This window comes from Pseudonocardia sp. ICBG1293, from assembly GCF_020131355.1.
Taxonomy (GTDB): domain Bacteria; phylum Actinomycetota; class Actinomycetes; order Mycobacteriales; family Pseudonocardiaceae; genus Pseudonocardia.
Genome location: NZ_JAHLEL010000006.1, coordinates 205,249 through 221,290 on the forward strand (window position 1 = coordinate 205,249; position 16,042 = coordinate 221,290).

Here is a 16,042-nt window from a genome sequence, read left to right on the forward strand (position 1 = left end):
GGGAGTACCGGAAGCACGGCCGACCGAGCGGGTGAACGGTGCGACCCGGTCGGTGCCGCCGGACGGGTCAGCCGCCGAGCCCCGGGATGCCCGGCATCTGCGGGAGGACCGGTGCCGAGGCGAACAGGTCGAGGTACATCCCGCCGGAGACCAGCAGCCCCAGGACGCCGAGCACCAGGCCGCCCAGGGCGACCGGGCGGACCCAGGCCCCCACGGCGGGCCGGGCGGCCGGGCCGAGGACCAGGACGAGCCCGAGAAGCACCGCGACCAGGGCGACGACACCGTTCACCACCGCGGCGACGTCCCAGGGTGCGCCGTAGAACGACTCGATGGTGTCGCTCGGGCTGCCGGTCGCGGCCTGGATCTGGCCGACGAGCGACTCGCGCTCGCGCAGCATGTCACCGACCGAGGTGCCGGTCAGCGAGGCGAGACCGAGCCCCGCGGCGACGACGGCACCGGCGCCGGCGACACCGCCGTCGGTGGTCCTGGCGGGGGTCGGCGTGCCCGTCGCCGGGGTGTCGGCCGGGGTCGCGGGGGTGTCGGACCCGGCCGGGGCGGGTGCGGCCGCGGCGGCACCCGTGCCCCCGGTGCGGGTCGCGGCCGGCGCCCCGGCGGAGCCGTCGGTGGCGGAGGTCGTCGTCCCGGGGGAGTCGGTGGTGGGGGAGTCGGTGACGGCGGAATCGGTTCCGGTGGAGCCGGTCGTGGTCGCCCGGTCCGTCGCGACGGAGCCGGACGCATCGTCGGTCCCCGGGGTACCGGTCGCCGTGCTGCCGTCCGTGGGCCTGCTCGTGTCGGAAGCCATGGGCCGCACCGTACGCGAGGTCAAGATCGCCGCGACGGCCCCCCACCTGGGCGGATACGCCGTCGTGTCCGTTCCGCCGGACCCGTCACCGGATGGGGCGGGTGACCGCCCGTCAGCCGACGGTCGCACTCGGCGCGGTCCGGCCCGCCGGCTCACCGGTCCCGGCCAGCACGGTGACCCCCTCGGCGGGCGAACCGGCACCGACCCGTCGCACGGGGCCGTCGCGCAGCCCGGACAGGACCACCTCGACCCGGTCCAGGACCGCCGCCCTGGTGCGTCCGTCGACCCCGGTGACCTCGACGACCACGGTGCCGAGCGCCGCCGTGCCCGAGGCCGCCCACTCGCCGGACCAGCCGAGCACGATGCCCGGTCCCGCCGGTGGTGGCTCCGACCCGACGGTGTGGTGGTCGAAGCCGAGGGACCGCAGGACCGGGTCGGTGCCGAGCGCGTCGCGGATGCACTGGTCGGGCGTCGTGGTCATGCAGGCCTCCCGTTGCCGGCCGTCGTCGATCACGTCGGTACCGACGGTAGGCAGGCCCGGTGCCACGGGGGATGAGCCGCAGGTTAGAGGTCGTTTCAGAAGTCGGCGTGTCGGTCCTGTGTGGATCGGCGCTGGTAGCTGATCATGTCCGGTCGTGGCGCGGCGATCTTGTGTCGAGCGATTGGTGAGCGACGAGCTGTGGGCGCTGGTGGAGCCGCTGCTGCCCAAGCCGCGCAAGCACAAGCGGGGACGGACAGGCCGTCCGCGGGTGCCGGATCGGGCCGCTCTGGCCGGGATCGTGTTCGTGCTCAAGACCGGGATCAGCTGGAACGCGCTGCCCGCCGAGCTCGGCTGTGGGTCCGGAGTGACCTGCTGGCGGCGGCTACGGCAGTGGCAGCAGGCCGGGGTCTGGGCCCAGCTGCACCGGGTGATGCTCGACCGCCTCGCCCAGCAGGGCCTGCTGGACTGGTCGCGGGCGGCGGTGGACAGCGTGAGCGTGCGGGCCAAGCGCCGCGGCGAGGCCACCGGGCCCTCGCCGACCGATCGCGGGAAGGCGGGCAGCAAGTACCACGTGCTCTGCGACCGAGGCGGGCTCCCGCTGCATGCGCTGGTCACCGGGGCGAACGCCCACGACAGTCGGATGCTCGCCCCGCTGCTGGACACCAACCCCGGCGTCCGCGAACGGGCGGGACAGCCGGGGCGTCCGCGACGTCGGCCGGACAAGGTGCACGCCGACAAGGGCTACGACTATCCCCGCTGCCGCCGCTACCTGAGTGGGCGTGGGATCGGGGTGCGGATCGCCCGGCGCGGGATCGAGGACTCCACCCGGCTCGGGCGGGTCCGCTGGGTCGTCGAGCGCACCATGTCCTGGCTGCTGGACTTCCGCCGCCTCGCGCTGCGCTACGACCGCGCCGAATCCACGATCACCGCGCTGTTATCGCTGGCCTGCGCCCTGATCTGCCACCGCCGCCTCACCAAGCCGAAGCCGAAGCCGAAGTGATGGTCGACCCAGCCCTCGCTGAGGCACTCGCCTACGAGGTCGGGGCCAGCGGCCGCCAGGCCAGCCACTCCAAGGCCCGGTCGGCCTCGTCAGGGTCGAAGCGGTGCGGGTCGAACGGCCCGCCCGCCCACTCCAGGCGCTCGGCGCGGTCGGGATGGTCAGGGTCGGCGAGCACGGCCTGGAAGTCCTCATACCCCCCGATCCCGCCGACGTCCTCGGGCGGGCACGCCCCCTGCCCGGCGACGCATCGCGGATAGCACACTCCCGGCTCGACGGCCGCGACCGCCTCGACGGTGATCTCGTGGGCCCAGTTGTCACCGAAGTCGTAGACGTAACCGAACCGGTCACCAGCCTTGACCAGCCGAAACAGCTTCTCTTTCGTCTCGTCGGCGACATCCTGTCCGGGCCAGTCCGGGTCTGGGATCCCGTAGCGGCGCCCGACGATCTCGAACTCGTGCAGATGAGAGTTCGTCCAGCCCATCACTGACTGCACCACCTCGTGTAACACCGCCAAGTCGACCTCGCCCGGCACCTGCACCCGACGCCGGACCGCCGGCACCACCTCGGTCAGGACGATCTCCAACTCGAAAATCTTCGTCTTCTCAGACACACGAGGCGCGACCATCAGCCGATGCTGCCAGCCCCGCCGTCACCGGCAGAACCGGGCCCACCACTTCTGAAACGACGTCTTAGAGGTCGCGCGGATTGGTCACAGCTTGGCCGCGGTCGAGTGTCTGGGGGCGAGGGCGGGTACGGGCCTGCCGATCATGAAGTTATCTACGCTTCGTGATCGTCTGGAGGCCGCGTGCCCACCCTGCCATCATGGCTGACCGAGCCGTTGTGGGACCAGTTCACCGCGCTGCTGCCTCATCGAGACGAGTTCGATCCCACCCATCCGCTGGGCTGCCATCGCCGCCGGATCGCGGATCGGATCGTGTTCGACAAGCTCCTGCAGGTACTGCGGTTCGGCTGCTCGTATGAGGGCATCGCTGACAGCACCTGCTCGGCGACCACCATCCGCGATCGTCGTGACGAGTGGATCAGGCTCGGGGTCTTCGCCCAGCTGCGTCGGATCGTCCTGGACGCCTACGACCGCATCGTCGGTCTGCTGCTGCACGACATCGCCGTCGATGGCGCCATCACCAAGGCCCCCGGCGGCGGCGAGGTCGCCGGTCCGTCGCCGGTGGACCGGCGCAAACAGGGTATGAAACGTTCGGTGCTCGTCGAGGGATACGGCATCCCGCTGGGCCGAGTCCTGGCCGGAGCCAACCGGCACGACTCCCCGCTACTGGGCCCCACCCTCGACCGCCTCGATGCTCTCGGCCCGCTGCCCGACGACATCACCGTGCACCTCGACGCCGGCTATGACTCCGGCAAGACCCGCGACACGCTGGCCGAACGAGGCCTGCACGGCGAGATCGCGCACAAGGGTGAGAAAGCGCCGATCCAGGCCACCCGCCGCTGGCACGTCGAGCGGACCAACGCTTGGCACAACAGCTTCAACCGGCTGCAGCGCTGCTACGAACGACGAGAAATCGTCGTCGACGCGTTCTTCGACCTCGCCGACACGATCGTCACACTCCGTAGCTTGATTCGGCAGGCCTGGACCACACACCGCTGGAACGCCCGACCTGCACGACGTCCATGATCACCAACCAATCCGCGCGACCTCTTAGAGCGTCCGGCAGTAGAGGTGGCCGTGTGTCGGTGTTGGTAGAGACACGGACCTGCAAGTGATCATGGGATTGCTGATGTCCTGATGGTCGCCTGGAGGGTCCGTGCCTCTATTGCCAGAATCGCTGATCGACCCCCTCTGGGTCGAGTTCGCTGCCCTGATCGAGGCAGAGCGGCGCCCGGAGTTCGACCCGGCCCATCCGTGGGGATGTCACCGCCGCCGTATCCCCGACCGCCTGGTGTTCGAGCACGTGCTCGCGGCGTTGGTGCACGGCAGCGGCTACGAACGCATTGCCACCCCCGGCTGCTCGGACCGCACGATCCGCCGCCGTCTCGCCCAGTGGGCCGCCGCCGGCGTCGGGGAGCAGGTCCTTCGGGCCGCGCTGGCCGGCTATGACTAGTGTTGCGGTAACTAGGTTACTTTACTCACGGGCTGGTTTACGGGATCATGAGCTGTGCCGTTGACTGTGACCGTGGACGTTCCGGCCGCCGACCGCGAGGTGCTGGAGTCCTGGCTGCGTTCCTCGTCGGTTTCGGCGGGACTGGCCCGACGGGGCAGGATCGTGTTGCTGGCCGCGGACGGGGTGGCGGTCAAGGACATCGTCACACTGGTCGGGGCGTCGAAGGCGACGGTGATCGGGTGGAAGAAGCGTTACGCCGCTGAGGGGATCGCCGGGCTGGCCGACCGGCCCAAGGCGGGCCGGCCGCCGGTGATCGACGAGGTCGCGGTCGTGCTCGCCACGCTGGAACCGCCGCCTGAGCGGCTCGGAGTCACGCACTGGTCGTCACGGCTGCTCGGTGCCGAGCTCGGGATCTCCCACGTGTGGATCGGCAAGATTTGGCGGCGGTGGGGGCTGCAGCCGTGGAAGTCCGAGACGTTCAAGTTCTCCACCGATCCCGAGCTCGAAGCCAAGGTCCGCGACATCGTCGGGTTGTATCTGAACCCGCCGGACAAGGCCGTCGTGCTCTGCGTCGACGAGAAATCCCAGGTCCAGGCCCTGGACCGGACAGCGCCGATCCTGCCGATCATGCCCGGTATCCCGGAGAAACGGACGCATGACTACGTCCGTCACGGCACCACCACGCTGTTCGCGGCGTTAGAGGTCGCGACCGGGCGGGTCGAGCAGGCGTGCCTGCCGCGGCATCGCCATCAGGAGTTCCTGCGGTTCCTCAAGCAGGTCGCGAAGGCCTACCCGCGGCGCAAGCTGCACCTGGTGGTGGACAACTACGCGACCCACAAGCACCCCGCAGTGAAGGCCTGGCTGGCCCGCAACCCGCGGATCACCCTGCACTTCACCCCGACCTCGGGATCGTGGCTGAACATGGTCGAGGTCTTTTTCGGGGTCATCACCCGCCAGGCCATTCGCCGTGGCAGCTTCGGCAGCGTCAGAGAACTGATCGGCGCGATCGGCCGGTTCATCGACGGCTGGAACGAACGCTGCCACCCGTTCATCTGGACCAAACCCGCAGACCACCTACTCAACCACTGCCGACCCGGTCAAAGAACATCGTTTACGCGACACTAGATGATCGGTCTCGACCTCGACGATCTGTCTGCCGACGGAGCGATCACCAAGGCTCCCTGCGGTGGCGAGGTCGCCGGCTGTAACCCGGTCGACCGGGGCAAACAGGGCACCAAACGCTCCGTGGTCTGCGACGGTGCGGGGATCCCGCTGCACCTGATCAGCGCCCGCGCCAATGACCACGACTCGCCGTTGCTGAAACCGACCCTGATCGGGATCTACGACATGATCGGGCCGCTGCCCGAGCGACCGTGCCTGCACCTGGACCGGGGCTATGACTCAGGCAAGACCCGCGATCTGCTCGAACGACTCGGGTTCGACGCACAGATCGCCACCAAGGGCCGGCCCGCCCCGATCCAGGTCGGTATGCGGTGGCCGGTCGAGCGCACCCATTCCTGGATGAACGGCTACGGCAAGCTGCGCCGGTTCACCGATCGCCGGAAGATCATCGTCGAGTTCTACCTCGACCTCGCCGCCGCGCTCACCGTGATCCGCCGGCTGATCAACCGTGCCCGCAGCCGCTACCGCTGGACAACCCGACCCACGACCCGTCGACTCCGATAACCATCAATCGCCGGACGCTCTTAGAGGTCGTTTCAGAACGACTTGTCGAGTTTCCATTGACCCCTCGACGACAGATCAAACGGCAGGTCAGATAGCCGCTTGTCGTCTACAACAGACACGTCGACCTCGTTCTGAAATGACCTCTTAGAGGTCGCGCGGATTGGTCACAGCTTGGCCGCGGTCGAGTGTCTGGGGGCGAGGGCGGGTACGGGCCTGCCGATCATGAAGTTATCTACGCTTCGTGATCGTCTGGAGGCCGCGTGCCCACCCTGCCATCATGGCTGACCGAGCCGTTGTGGGACCAGTTCACCGCGCTGCTGCCTCATCGAGACGAGTTCGATCCCACCCATCCGCTGGGCTGCCATCGCCGCCGGATCGCGGATCGGATCGTGTTCGACAAGCTCCTGCAGGTACTGCGGTTCGGCTGCTCGTATGAGGGCATCGCTGACAGCACCTGCTCGGCGACCACCATCCGCGATCGTCGTGACGAGTGGATCAGGCTCGGGGTCTTCGCCCAGCTGCGTCGGATCGTCCTGGACGCCTACGACCGCATCGTCGGTCTGCTGCTGCACGACATCGCCGTCGATGGCGCCATCACCAAGGCCCCCGGCGGCGGCGAGGTCGCCGGTCCGTCGCCGGTGGACCGGCGCAAACAGGGTATGAAACGTTCGGTGCTCGTCGAGGGATACGGCATCCCGCTGGGCCGAGTCCTGGCCGGAGCCAACCGGCACGACTCCCCGCTACTGGGCCCCACCCTCGACCGCCTCGATGCTCTCGGCCCGCTGCCCGACGACATCACCGTGCACCTCGACGCCGGCTATGACTCCGGCAAGACCCGCGACACGCTGGCCGAACGAGGCCTGCACGGCGAGATCGCGCACAAGGGTGAGAAAGCGCCGATCCAGGCCACCCGCCGCTGGCACGTCGAGCGGACCAACGCTTGGCACAACAGCTTCAACCGGCTGCAGCGCTGCTACGAACGACGAGAAATCGTCGTCGACGCGTTCTTCGACCTCGCCGACACGATCGTCACACTCCGTAGCTTGATTCGGCAGGCCTGGACCACACACCGCTGGAACGCCCGACCTGCACGACGTCCATGATCACCAACCAATCCGCGCGACCTCTTAGAGGTCGTTTCAGAACGACTTGTCGAGTTTCCATTGACCCCTCGACGACAGATCAAACGGCAGGTCAGATAGCCGCTTGTCGTCTACAACAGACACGTCGACCTCGTTCTGAAATGACCTCTTAGGAGGAGGTAAGGGATCGGCCGTCCCGGACCGGTCCGAGCGGCAGCAGCAACGTGACCACCGACGGGGCGCGGCGGGCGGTGAGCCGGCCGCCCTCGGCCTCGGCGAGCCGCCGGGCGAGCGCGACACCGAGGCCGCGACGGCCCTCGCGCCCCGACAGGTCCTCCTCGGCCACCCCGGGTCCCTCGTCGCCGACGTCCACGGCGACGGCGTCCGGCCCCGCCTCCCGGGCGGTCAGCGTGACCGCCCCGATCCCGTGCTGCAGCGCGTTGTCGAGCAGCGCGGCGACGATCTGGCGGACCGCCGCCGCGGCGGCGGGCGGGTCGGGCAGGGCGCCGTCGCGGGACACCGAGAACGTCCGCCCCGCGCGAGCCAGCCGGTCACCCCACTCGGCACTCGCCTCGTCGAAGAGCCGGGCGAGGTCGACCGGCACCGTGTCGCGGCTGCGTTCGCGGGCGAGCAGCAGGAGCTCGTCGATGGTGCGCTCCAGCCGGTCGACCGAGGCCAGCCCGTCCTCGACCGTCGCGGGACGCAGCAGCGCCGGGTCGTCGAGGGCGGACTCCAGCCGCAGCCGCAGCCCGGCCAGCGGGGTCCGCAGCTGGTGCGAGGCCTCGGCGGAGAACGCCCGCTCGCGGGCCAGCAGGTCGTCGAGCCGGCCCGCGGTGTGCCCGAGTGCGGACCCGACACGGTCGAGCTCCCCGATCCCGGTGGGGGCGGGCCGGACCCCGAAGTCGCCCTCGCCGAGCCGGGCGGCGTCGCGGGCCATCGACTCCAGCGGCGCCGTCAGGTGCCCGGCCAGGCGCATCGCGAGCGCCCACACCGCGACCAGGACCAGTCCGGCCAGGGCGACCATGCCGACGTAGAGGGGCAGCAGCGACGACCACACCGCCGAGGCGGGCCGGGCCGCGCGCACCACCCCGACGACGTCGTCGCCGTCGGTCACCGGGGAGACGGCCACGAGCTGCCCGGGCGGGGAGGAGGACAGCCCGCGGTCCAGGACCCGGTCGACGCCCTCGTCGCCCTCCGGGGGGCCGTCGCCGGTGGTGCGGTCACCGTCCTCGTCGTAGAGCGCGACGGCGGTGTCGTCGTCGCGACCGTCGGGCAGCCGGGCCGGTACCCGGTCGTGGACGACGTCGTCGTAGACCGAGCGGGCGGCGAAGTCCGCGATCCGCTGCAGCGACTCACGCTGCTGGGCGACGGTGTAGCGCTCCAGCCCGGCGGCGAGCGGGACGCCGAACAGCACCAGGGTCACCCCGACCGCGACCAGGGTGAGGCGCACGATGCGGCGCCTCACCCCGGCTCCCCGGGCAGCTCCAGGCGGTACCCGTGGCCGCGCAGCGTGGTGATCACCGGGACCCGGGGGCCGTCGTGGCCGGCGAGGTGGCGGCGCACCGCGGCCACGTGCACGTCGAGGGTCTTGGTGGAGCCGAACCAGTGCGCGTCCCACACGTCGGTCATCAGCACCTCGCGGCTGAGCGCGCTGCCGGGGTCGGTCGCGAGCCGGGCGAGCAGGTCGAACTCGCGGGTGCGCAGCCCCAGCTCCCGCCCGGCGACGGTGGCCCGGCGCGCCCCGGTGTCGACGCGCAGGTCGCCGACCTCCAGCACGTCCCCGGCCCGGTCGCCGCCGGCCCGGCGCAGGTGGGCCCGGATCCGGGCGAGCAGCTCGGTCAGGCGCACCGGCTTGGTGAGGTAGTCGTCGGCGCCGGCCTCCAGGCCCAGCACCACGTCCATCTCCGCGGTGCGGGCGGTCAGCACGACGAGCACCGCGTCCGGGCGCAGCGCGCGCAGCCGCCGGCACACCTCGACGCCGTCGAGGTCGGGCAGGCCCAGGTCGAGCAGGACCAGGTCGAACGGGGTGTGCTCGGCCGCGGCCAGCGCCGCCCCGCCCGCCTGCTCCCACCGGACGTCGTAGCCGTGCCCGCCCAGGCTCCCGCGCAGGACGTCACCGATCGTGCGGTCGTCCTCGACGAGCAGGATGCGGGCGTTCACCGCCCCGATCATCGTCCACCCGGCCGGGCCGGCGCACCCCGTGCCCGGTCAGGAGCCGCCGTAGGGCGGTTCGCCGGTCTCCGGGACGAGCACCGGGGTGTGCTCGTCGAGGGTCTCGCCGCGGAAGAACGGTCGCAGCCGCACCGCGCAGGCCAGCATCAGCGGCACGCCGAGCACGATCATGCCGACCCCGATCACGAACACCCCGCCGCCCGGGCCGAACGTCGTCTCGCCGTACCCGGGGTCGAGCATGTCGACCGAGCTCTGCACGAACGCCCACACCATCACCACGCCGCCGAGCAGCGGCACCAGCCCGCGCAGCAGCAGGTCGCGCGGCGAGCGGAGCAGGGTGCGCCGGAAGTACCACACGCAGGTGAAGGCCGTGATGCCGTAGTAGAACGCCACGGCCAGGCCGAGGGAGGCGACGGTGTCGAGCAGCGCGTCGGAGCTCACCAGCCCCAGCACCAGGTAGAACACCACCGCCGAGAGTCCCATGACGACGGTGGCGAACCCGGGCGTCGCGAAGCGGGGGTGGACGCTGCCGAAGCGGCGGGGGACCGCCCCGTACACGGCCATCGCCAGCGCCCCGCGCGCGGTGGGCAGGATCGTCGTCTGGGTCGACGACGCCGCCGAGACCGCGACGGTCAGCAGCAGCACCGCGGTGAGGACCGTGCCGCCCATCGGGGCCCCGAGCAGGGTGAGCACGTCCTCGGAGTGCTCGGGGTTGGCCAGCCCGATCCCGGTCGCGCCGAACCCGGCGTAGGACGCCACCGCGACGGCGACGACGACGTAGATCGCCAGCAGGATCACCGTGGCGAGCAGCGCGGCCCGGCCCGGGGTACTCGTCGATCCACGGGTCTCCTCCCCGACGGCCAGGCAGGCGTCCCAGCCCCAGTACACGAAGATGCACAGGATCAGCGCCTGCGCCGCGGCGGAGCCGGAGATCCCGGTCGGGTCGAACCAGCTCCAGCTCGGCAGCACGGCCTGCGGTCCGGCGTCACCGGAGTACACCAGCCACAGCGCACCGGCGGCCAGCACGGCGAGCACCACGATCTGGAAGACGATCAGCGCGTTCTGGAACCGCTCGGACAGCACGATCCCGCGATGGCTGATCCAGGTCATGACCAGGATGAACAGCACCCCCACGCCGACCTTGACCAGCGTGTTCTCCGCGGCGGCGGTCAACCCGACCGCCCGCAGGGTGTAGACGGCGGCGATCTCGGCGACGTTGGCCAGGACGATGATCGCCGACACCGCCACGCCCCAGCCGCCCATCCAGCCGACCCACGGCCCGAAGGCCTTGGTGCCCCAGGTGAACGTCGTCCCGCAGTCGGGGACGGCGCGGTTCAGCTCGCGGTAGGCGACGGCGACGAAGAGCATCGGCACGAACGCGACCAGGAACATCGCCGGAGCCTTCTCACCGACGGCGAGGACGACGTAGCCGAGCGTGGCGGCCAGGCTGTAAGCCGGCGCCGTGGCGCCGAGGCCGATGACGGTGTTGCCCCACAGGCCCAGTGCTCCGGTGCGGAGCCCCTTCGGCCCTGCCTCCACCAGGGGAGGCGGTGCGGCGGCGGTCAACCGCCGATCTCGGCGGTGAGGTGGTTCAGCACGGTCGTTCCCCGTCTCGTCGGCTCCCGCCCCGGCCGGTGGCGGCACACAGGATGCGGGACGGACGGGCCCGAACGGAAACGGCGGTGTCGCGTCTCACGCCCCCGACCCACCGGGTCAGAACTGGCGGGGCGGCGTCCCCCGGACGCTGAACCAGTACGCGCCGGCCTCGGCACCGCTGATCTCGGTGCGGACCTCCGCGGTGGCGGGGCGGCCGAAGCGACGCCGGATCGCCTTGCGGGCGGTCTTCTCGATGCGGGCGGCCAGCCGCTCCGGCTCGGAGTGCCCGGACATGGTCAGGACGGCGACGAAGGCGTACCGGGCCGGTCCCCGGCGCGGCCAGGGACCGGTGCCGTCGGCCAGCGACAGCTCGACGGTCATCGGGCGCTTGCGGTGTGTGTGCAGGGCCCGGGTCAGCTCGGCCTCCACGACGTCGGCCTCGACGCCCACCGGCGCCTCGATCCGGACGATCGCCATCACGGCGTTCGCCGCGGGCCCACCGGTCACCACGGTCACGGTCATGAACTCCCTCCGGGTGCGCGCCATCCCGACGGAACGCGCATCACAGACATTCATCCCCGGTCCCGGGGGGATCAAACAAGGACTTGACCGAAAAAGATGCGCCGAAATCACGAAAACAGTTCATCTCGTCACCCGTTCGAGCACCTCCAGGACGTGCTCGTAGTCACGGCCCGTGGCGCGGCTCATGCCGAGCTCGCAGGTCCGGTTGCAGGAGACGTGGGCGTCGGCGTCGATCCCGGCGAGCTCCCACGCCTGCGGGGCGGTGGCCGCCGCGGTCAGCTCGGGGTGCAGCATCCCGCGGTCCCCGGCGAACCCGCAGCAGCCCCACGAGTCGGGGACGACGACGTCGTCGGCGACGGCCCCGGCGAGGCGGCGCAGCGGGTCGAGCAGGCCGAGCTGGGTGGCCGAGCAGGTCGGGTGCAGCACCAGCCGGGCGAGCCGGTCGGTGACGGTGAGCGCGGGCAGGATCCGGTCGGCGGTGAACTCGACGACGTCGAGGACCCGCAGACCGCGGTAGCGCTGTGGGCCGGACGCGATCATCACCCGCAGCCCCTCGGTGCACGACGACGCGTCGGACACCACCGGGACCGCCCCGGCGCGGGTCGTCGTCCACAGCGCGGGCAGGACCCGCTGCGCCATGGCGGCGGCGCCGTCGGTGAGCCCCTTGGACTTCCACGGCGTGCCGCAGCACAGCGAGCCGAGGCCTGCGGGTGCGCTCACCCGCAGGCCCGCCCGGGCGCAGAGCCGGGCGAACGCCTCGCCCGCCCCGGGGCCCGCCGACCCGAACATCGCCCCGGTACAGGAGGAGAACAGCACCAGGTCGGCGTCGGTGGACACCAGGCCGTCGGGGATCCGCCGCCCGCCGCCGCGGGGCAGGTCGGGGCTCCACTGCGGGACCTGCTCGGGGTCGGCGACCCGGCGCAGCGCGGCCGAGACGGGTGCGGCGCCGGGCACCGCCCGCGCGAGGGTGAGGGCCAGCCCGGCGGCCCGGGTGGTGGCGCCCCAGTGCTTCGCCGCGAGGGTCCAGCCCGCGTCCGCGACGCCGTGGTCGCGTTCGCCGCGCAGTCGTCGCACCAGGTCACCGGTGTTGGTCAGGACGGGGCAGGTGGTGCCGCACATGCCGTCGACGGCGCAGGTGTCGACACCGTCGTAGGCGTAGTCGGCCTCCAGCTCCGCGAGCAGGGCGTGGTCGCCCGCGGCCCGGGCGGCGGCCATCTCCCGGCGCAGCACGATCCGCTGCCGCGGGGTGGTGGTCAGGTCACGGCTGGGGCAGACCGGCTCGCAGAACCCGCACTCCACGCAGCGGTCCACCTCGGACTCGACGGCCGGGGCGGACTTGAGACCGGCGAGGTGCGCGGTCGGGTCGTCGTCGAGGACGACACCGGGGGAGAGGATGCCCTGCGGGTCGCACAGCCGCTTGACCTCCCGCATCACCTCGTAGAGCTCGTCGCCGTACTGACGGCGGACGAACGGCGACATCATCCGGCCGGTGCCGTGCTCGGCCTTCAGCGTCCCGCCGTGGGCCAGCACGAGGTCGACCATGTCGTCGGTGAACCGGCCGAAGCGGTCCCGGCCGCCCGCCGTGCCCGAGTCGTCGAGGTCCTCGGTGAGCATGAAGTGGACGTTGCCGTCCTTGGCGTGGCCGAAGATCACGGCGTGGTCGTAGTCGTGCTTCGCGAACAGCGCGATCAGGCCCTCGCAGGTCGCGAGCAGGTCCGGGACGGGGACGGCGACGTCCTCCAGCAGGGCCGCGGTGCCCGGGGGACGTGCGCCGGCGACCTTGGCGTAGAGCGCCTTGCGCAGCGTCCACAGACCGGCCTTGGCGACCGGGTCCGCGGACAGCTCCCGCGGGCCCCGCAGCGGCAGCCCGGAGATCAGCCCGGAGGCGTCCCCGGCGAGCTGGGTGACCTCGTCGGCGGAGTGGCCGCGGTACTCCACGAGGAACGCGGCGTGCTGGTCGACGGTCAGCGAACCGAGGAAGGGGACGGCGTCGACCGCAGCCCCATCGCCCTGCCCGACCCGCAACGAGGTGGCATCGAGCAGTTCGATGGTCGCGGCGCCGGAGTCGACCAGGCCGGGCAGGGCGCGGTTGGCGGCGGCGAGGTCGTCGAAGACCAGCAGCCCGGTGCGGGTGTGGGCGAGCACCGGGACGGTGCGCATGGTGATCGAGGCGAGGAAGGCCAGCGTCCCCTCGGAGCCGACGAGCAGCCGGGCCAGGATCTGCACCGGGTCGTGGTGGTCGAGGAAGGAGTTCAGGCCGTAGCCCATGGTGTTCTTCAGGGAGAACTGGCGCTCGAGCCCGGTGCGCAGCGCCGCGTCGCCGCGGAGCCGGTCCCGGATCCGGGCCAGGCCCGCCCACAGCGCGGGCTCGCGGGCGCGCAGCTCGTCGTCGGCACCGGGCGCTCCGGTGTCCAGTGTGGTGCCCGAGGGCAGGACGAGCACGACCGAGTCCAGCAGCGCGTAGCTGTTCGCGGCGGTGCCGCAGGCCATGCCGGAGGAGTTGTTCGCGACGACCCCGCCCAGGGTGCAGGCGACCTCGCTGGCCGGGTCCGGGCCGAGCATCCGGCCGTGCCGGGCGAGACGGGTGTTGACCGAGCGCACCGTCGCGCCGGGACCGACCCGCACCCGGGCACCGTCGTCCAGGATCTCGACGTCGCGGAAGTGCCGGCGGACGTCGACGAGGATCCCGTCGGTGACGGCCTGCCCGGACAGGCTCGTCCCGCCGGAGCGGAACGTCACCGGCACCCCGCCCGCCGCCCGGAACAGCGCGGCGACCTCGGCGGCGCCGGACACCGTGACCACCGCCGCCGGGGTGCGGGCGAAGTGGGACGCGTCGTGCGCCATCCGCAGCCGGTCGATCGCCCGGGTGGCGACGGCGGCCGGCCGCACCGCGGCGGCGAGCCGGTCGTGCAGGGCGTGCACGGCCGGGCGGCCCGCCGGGTCGGTGACCGGGGTCTGGGCGGGGGATCCGGTGAGGGTCACGGTGGTGCTCCTGGCGTGTGGTGGGACGCGCGTGCACCCACCCTGCCCCAGGGTCAGCTCCGTGCCGAGGGGAAGTTCGGGGGACGCCGCTCGCGCAGCGCCGCCGCGCCCTCCACGACGTCGGGCCCCATGAAGGTCAGCATCTCGTAGGCGGCGGACTGCTCGAAGGTCGGTCCCGCGGTGTGCAGCCACGAGTTCAGTGCCCGTTTGGTGAGCCGGATGGCCTGCTGGGAGCCGGTGCCCAGGGCGTGCGCGACCCGCAGCGCCTCGTCGAGGACCTGCTCGCGCGGCACCGCCTTCGCCACCATCCCGAGCCGTTCGGCCTCGGCGCCGGTGACCATCTCGCCGGTCAGCAGGTAGTAGCGGGCCTTCGCCATCCCGGCGAGCAGCGGCCAGATGACCGCGGCGTGGTCCCCGGCGGCGACACCGAGCTTCACGTGGCCGTCGCCCAGCTTCGCGTCCTCGGCGGCGATCGCGATGTCGGCCAGCAGGGCGACGACGACCCCGGCGCCGACCGCGACCCCGTTGATCGCCGAGACCACGGGCTTCTCGCAGTCGACGATGTTCCAGACGAGCTCGGACATCTCCTTGAGCATGTGCGCGACGCGGTCGTGGTCGCCGGCCATCCGCTCGACCATGCCGAGGTCGCCGCCCGCGGAGAACGCCTTCCCGGCCCCGGTGATCACCGCCACCCGGGTGGCGGCGTCGGCGGACACGTCCCGCCAGACCCGGGCGAGCTCCCCGTGCAGGACCTCGTCGGCGGTGTTGTACTTCGCCGGGTTGTCGATGGTGATGAGCAGGACGCCGTCGTCGCGGCGCTCGAACCGCAGCTGTGTGTAGGTGCTCGGGTCGAGGGTCATGGGGTCCTCCCGGGGGACTGCGGTCAGAGCATGGACAGGCCGCCGCTGACGCTGACGGTCTGCCCGGTCAGGTAGTCGGCGTCGGGGGAGGCGAGGAAGGCGACGGTCGCGGCGACGTCCTCGGGGCTGGCCAGCCGGCGGAACGGGATCGCCCTGACCAGGGCGTCGCGCAGGCGGTCGTTGCCGTCGACGACGTCGGCGAACAGCGCGGTGTCGGTGGGGCCGGGGCACACGCAGTTGACGTTGACGCCGTGCCGGGCGACCTCGCGCGCGAGGGTCTTGGTGAACGCGATGACCCCGCCCTTGGCGGCGGAGTAGACCGCCTCGCCGCTGGATCCGACCCGGCCGGCCTCGGAGGCGAGGTTCACCACCGTCCCGGAGCCCTGCGCGATCAGGTGCGGGACGACGGCGTGCGCGGTATGCAGCACCCCGAACAGGTTGATCCGCACGATCCGGTCCCAGTCGGCCGGGTCGGAGTCGACGAACGCGCCGACCTTGTCCCAGCCGGCGTTGTTGATCAGCACGTCGATCCGGCCGAGGTCGCCGCGGACCCGCTCGACGGTGTCGCGGACGGCGTCGGGGTCGGCGACGTCGAGGGCGTACGCGGTCCCGGCCCCGCCCAGCTCCGCGGCGGTCGCGGCGGCGGTGTCACCGTCGAGGTCGGTCACCGCGACCCGGGCGCCCTCCCCGGCGAGCCGCAGTGCGGTGGCGCGGCCGATGCCGCGCCCGGCACCGGTGACGAGCACCGTCCGGTCGTCCATCCTGCCCACGGGTCGGTCCACCT

14 protein-coding genes and 2 pseudogenes are annotated in these 16,042 nt (G+C 72.0%); 6 read left to right on the forward strand and 10 right to left on the reverse strand.

Annotation, left to right across the window (positions count from 1 at the left end; genetic code table 11):
* Positions 1-67: 67 nt before the first annotated feature.
* Together KPF47_RS01585 and KPF47_RS01590 are read right to left on the reverse strand one after the other, a co-directional pair.
* The gene (locus KPF47_RS01585; RefSeq protein WP_224386413.1) at positions 68-802 is read right to left on the reverse strand and encodes a hypothetical protein; all 735 of its coding nucleotides are present in this window, start codon (positions 800-802) and stop codon (positions 68-70) included.
* Between the two features lie 112 nt (positions 803-914).
* On the reverse strand, positions 915-1,283 hold the full coding sequence (locus tag KPF47_RS01590; protein WP_224386414.1) for a hypothetical protein: 369 nt from the start codon (positions 1,281-1,283) through the stop codon (positions 915-917).
* Positions 1,284-1,437: 154 nt separating this feature from the next.
* On the opposite strand from KPF47_RS01590, the gene KPF47_RS01595 reads away from it, so the two are divergent.
* Entirely contained in the window at positions 1,438-2,283 is an 846-nt protein-coding gene (locus tag KPF47_RS01595; RefSeq protein ID WP_224386382.1) for an IS5 family transposase, read from the forward strand.
* 31 nt (positions 2,284-2,314) lie between these two features.
* Here the strand turns inward: KPF47_RS01595 and KPF47_RS01600 are convergent, their stop codons facing one another.
* Positions 2,315-2,908, reverse strand: a complete 594-nt coding sequence (locus KPF47_RS01600) for a plasmid pRiA4b ORF-3 family protein (protein ID WP_224386178.1) — start codon at positions 2,906-2,908, stop codon at positions 2,315-2,317.
* Between the two features lie 180 nt (positions 2,909-3,088).
* Between KPF47_RS01600 and KPF47_RS01605 the strand changes: the two genes are divergently transcribed.
* From KPF47_RS01605 to KPF47_RS01625, 5 genes and pseudogenes are all read left to right on the forward strand, one after another.
* Positions 3,089-3,931: an IS5 family transposase gene (locus tag KPF47_RS01605; RefSeq protein ID WP_224386276.1), complete on the forward strand. Its 843-nt coding sequence runs from the start codon at positions 3,089-3,091 to the stop codon at positions 3,929-3,931.
* A gap of 130 nt (positions 3,932-4,061) precedes the next feature.
* A pseudogene (locus KPF47_RS01610) lies at positions 4,062-4,355 on the forward strand (transposase); the annotation flags it as partial.
* Between the two features lie 63 nt (positions 4,356-4,418).
* Entirely contained in the window at positions 4,419-5,483 is a 1,065-nt protein-coding gene (locus tag KPF47_RS01615; RefSeq protein ID WP_255658826.1) for an IS630 family transposase, read from the forward strand.
* A pseudogene (locus tag KPF47_RS01620) lies at positions 5,484-6,044 on the forward strand (transposase); the annotation flags it as partial.
* A 260-nt stretch (positions 6,045-6,304) separates the two neighbouring features.
* Positions 6,305-7,147: an IS5 family transposase gene (locus tag KPF47_RS01625; protein WP_224386276.1), complete on the forward strand. Its 843-nt coding sequence runs from the start codon at positions 6,305-6,307 to the stop codon at positions 7,145-7,147.
* A 148-nt stretch (positions 7,148-7,295) separates the two neighbouring features.
* Here the strand turns inward: KPF47_RS01625 and KPF47_RS01630 are convergent, their stop codons facing one another.
* From KPF47_RS01630 to KPF47_RS01660, 7 genes are all read right to left on the reverse strand, one after another.
* Positions 7,296-8,591, reverse strand: coding sequence for a HAMP domain-containing sensor histidine kinase (locus tag KPF47_RS01630; RefSeq protein ID WP_224386415.1), 1,296 nt, complete (start codon positions 8,589-8,591; stop codon positions 7,296-7,298).
* A complete protein-coding gene (locus tag KPF47_RS01635; protein WP_224386416.1) occupies positions 8,588-9,286 on the reverse strand; it encodes a response regulator transcription factor in 699 nt (232 codons plus the stop codon). The genes KPF47_RS01630 and KPF47_RS01635 overlap by 4 nt, the downstream gene beginning before the upstream one ends.
* A gap of 48 nt (positions 9,287-9,334) precedes the next feature.
* Positions 9,335-10,864: an APC family permease gene (locus KPF47_RS01640; protein ID WP_224386417.1), complete on the reverse strand. Its 1,530-nt coding sequence runs from the start codon at positions 10,862-10,864 to the stop codon at positions 9,335-9,337.
* Between the two features lie 147 nt (positions 10,865-11,011).
* Positions 11,012-11,416, reverse strand: coding sequence for a hypothetical protein (locus tag KPF47_RS01645; protein ID WP_224386418.1), 405 nt, complete (start codon positions 11,414-11,416; stop codon positions 11,012-11,014).
* A gap of 120 nt (positions 11,417-11,536) precedes the next feature.
* The gene (locus tag KPF47_RS01650; RefSeq protein WP_224386419.1) at positions 11,537-14,398 is read right to left on the reverse strand and encodes an FAD-binding and (Fe-S)-binding domain-containing protein; all 2,862 of its coding nucleotides are present in this window, start codon (positions 14,396-14,398) and stop codon (positions 11,537-11,539) included.
* 53 nt (positions 14,399-14,451) lie between these two features.
* Complete coding sequence (locus KPF47_RS01655) at positions 14,452-15,258, reverse strand: enoyl-CoA hydratase/isomerase family protein (protein ID WP_224386420.1); 807 nt, start codon at positions 15,256-15,258, stop codon at positions 14,452-14,454.
* Between the two features lie 23 nt (positions 15,259-15,281).
* Positions 15,282-16,019: an SDR family NAD(P)-dependent oxidoreductase gene (locus KPF47_RS01660; RefSeq protein ID WP_224386788.1), complete on the reverse strand. Its 738-nt coding sequence runs from the start codon at positions 16,017-16,019 to the stop codon at positions 15,282-15,284.
* Positions 16,020-16,042: the final 23 nt, after the last annotated feature.

Bases quoted from the DNA above. Each gene is read 5' to 3' on its own strand.
- KPF47_RS01585 (WP_224386413.1), bottom strand. From the start codon at position 802: ATGGCTTCCGACACGAGCAGGCCCACGGACGGCAGCACGGCGACCGGT.
- KPF47_RS01590 (WP_224386414.1), bottom strand. From the start codon at position 1,283: ATGACCACGACGCCCGACCAGTGCATCCGCGACGCGCTCGGCACCGAC.
- KPF47_RS01600 (WP_224386178.1), bottom strand. From the start codon at position 2,908: ATGGTCGCGCCTCGTGTGTCTGAGAAGACGAAGATTTTCGAGTTGGAG.
- KPF47_RS01645 (WP_224386418.1), bottom strand. From the start codon at position 11,416: ATGACCGTGACCGTGGTGACCGGTGGGCCCGCGGCGAACGCCGTGATG.
- KPF47_RS01655 (WP_224386420.1), bottom strand. From the start codon at position 15,258: ATGACCCTCGACCCGAGCACCTACACACAGCTGCGGTTCGAGCGCCGC.
- KPF47_RS01660 (WP_224386788.1), bottom strand. From the start codon at position 16,019: ATGGACGACCGGACGGTGCTCGTCACCGGTGCCGGGCGCGGCATCGGC.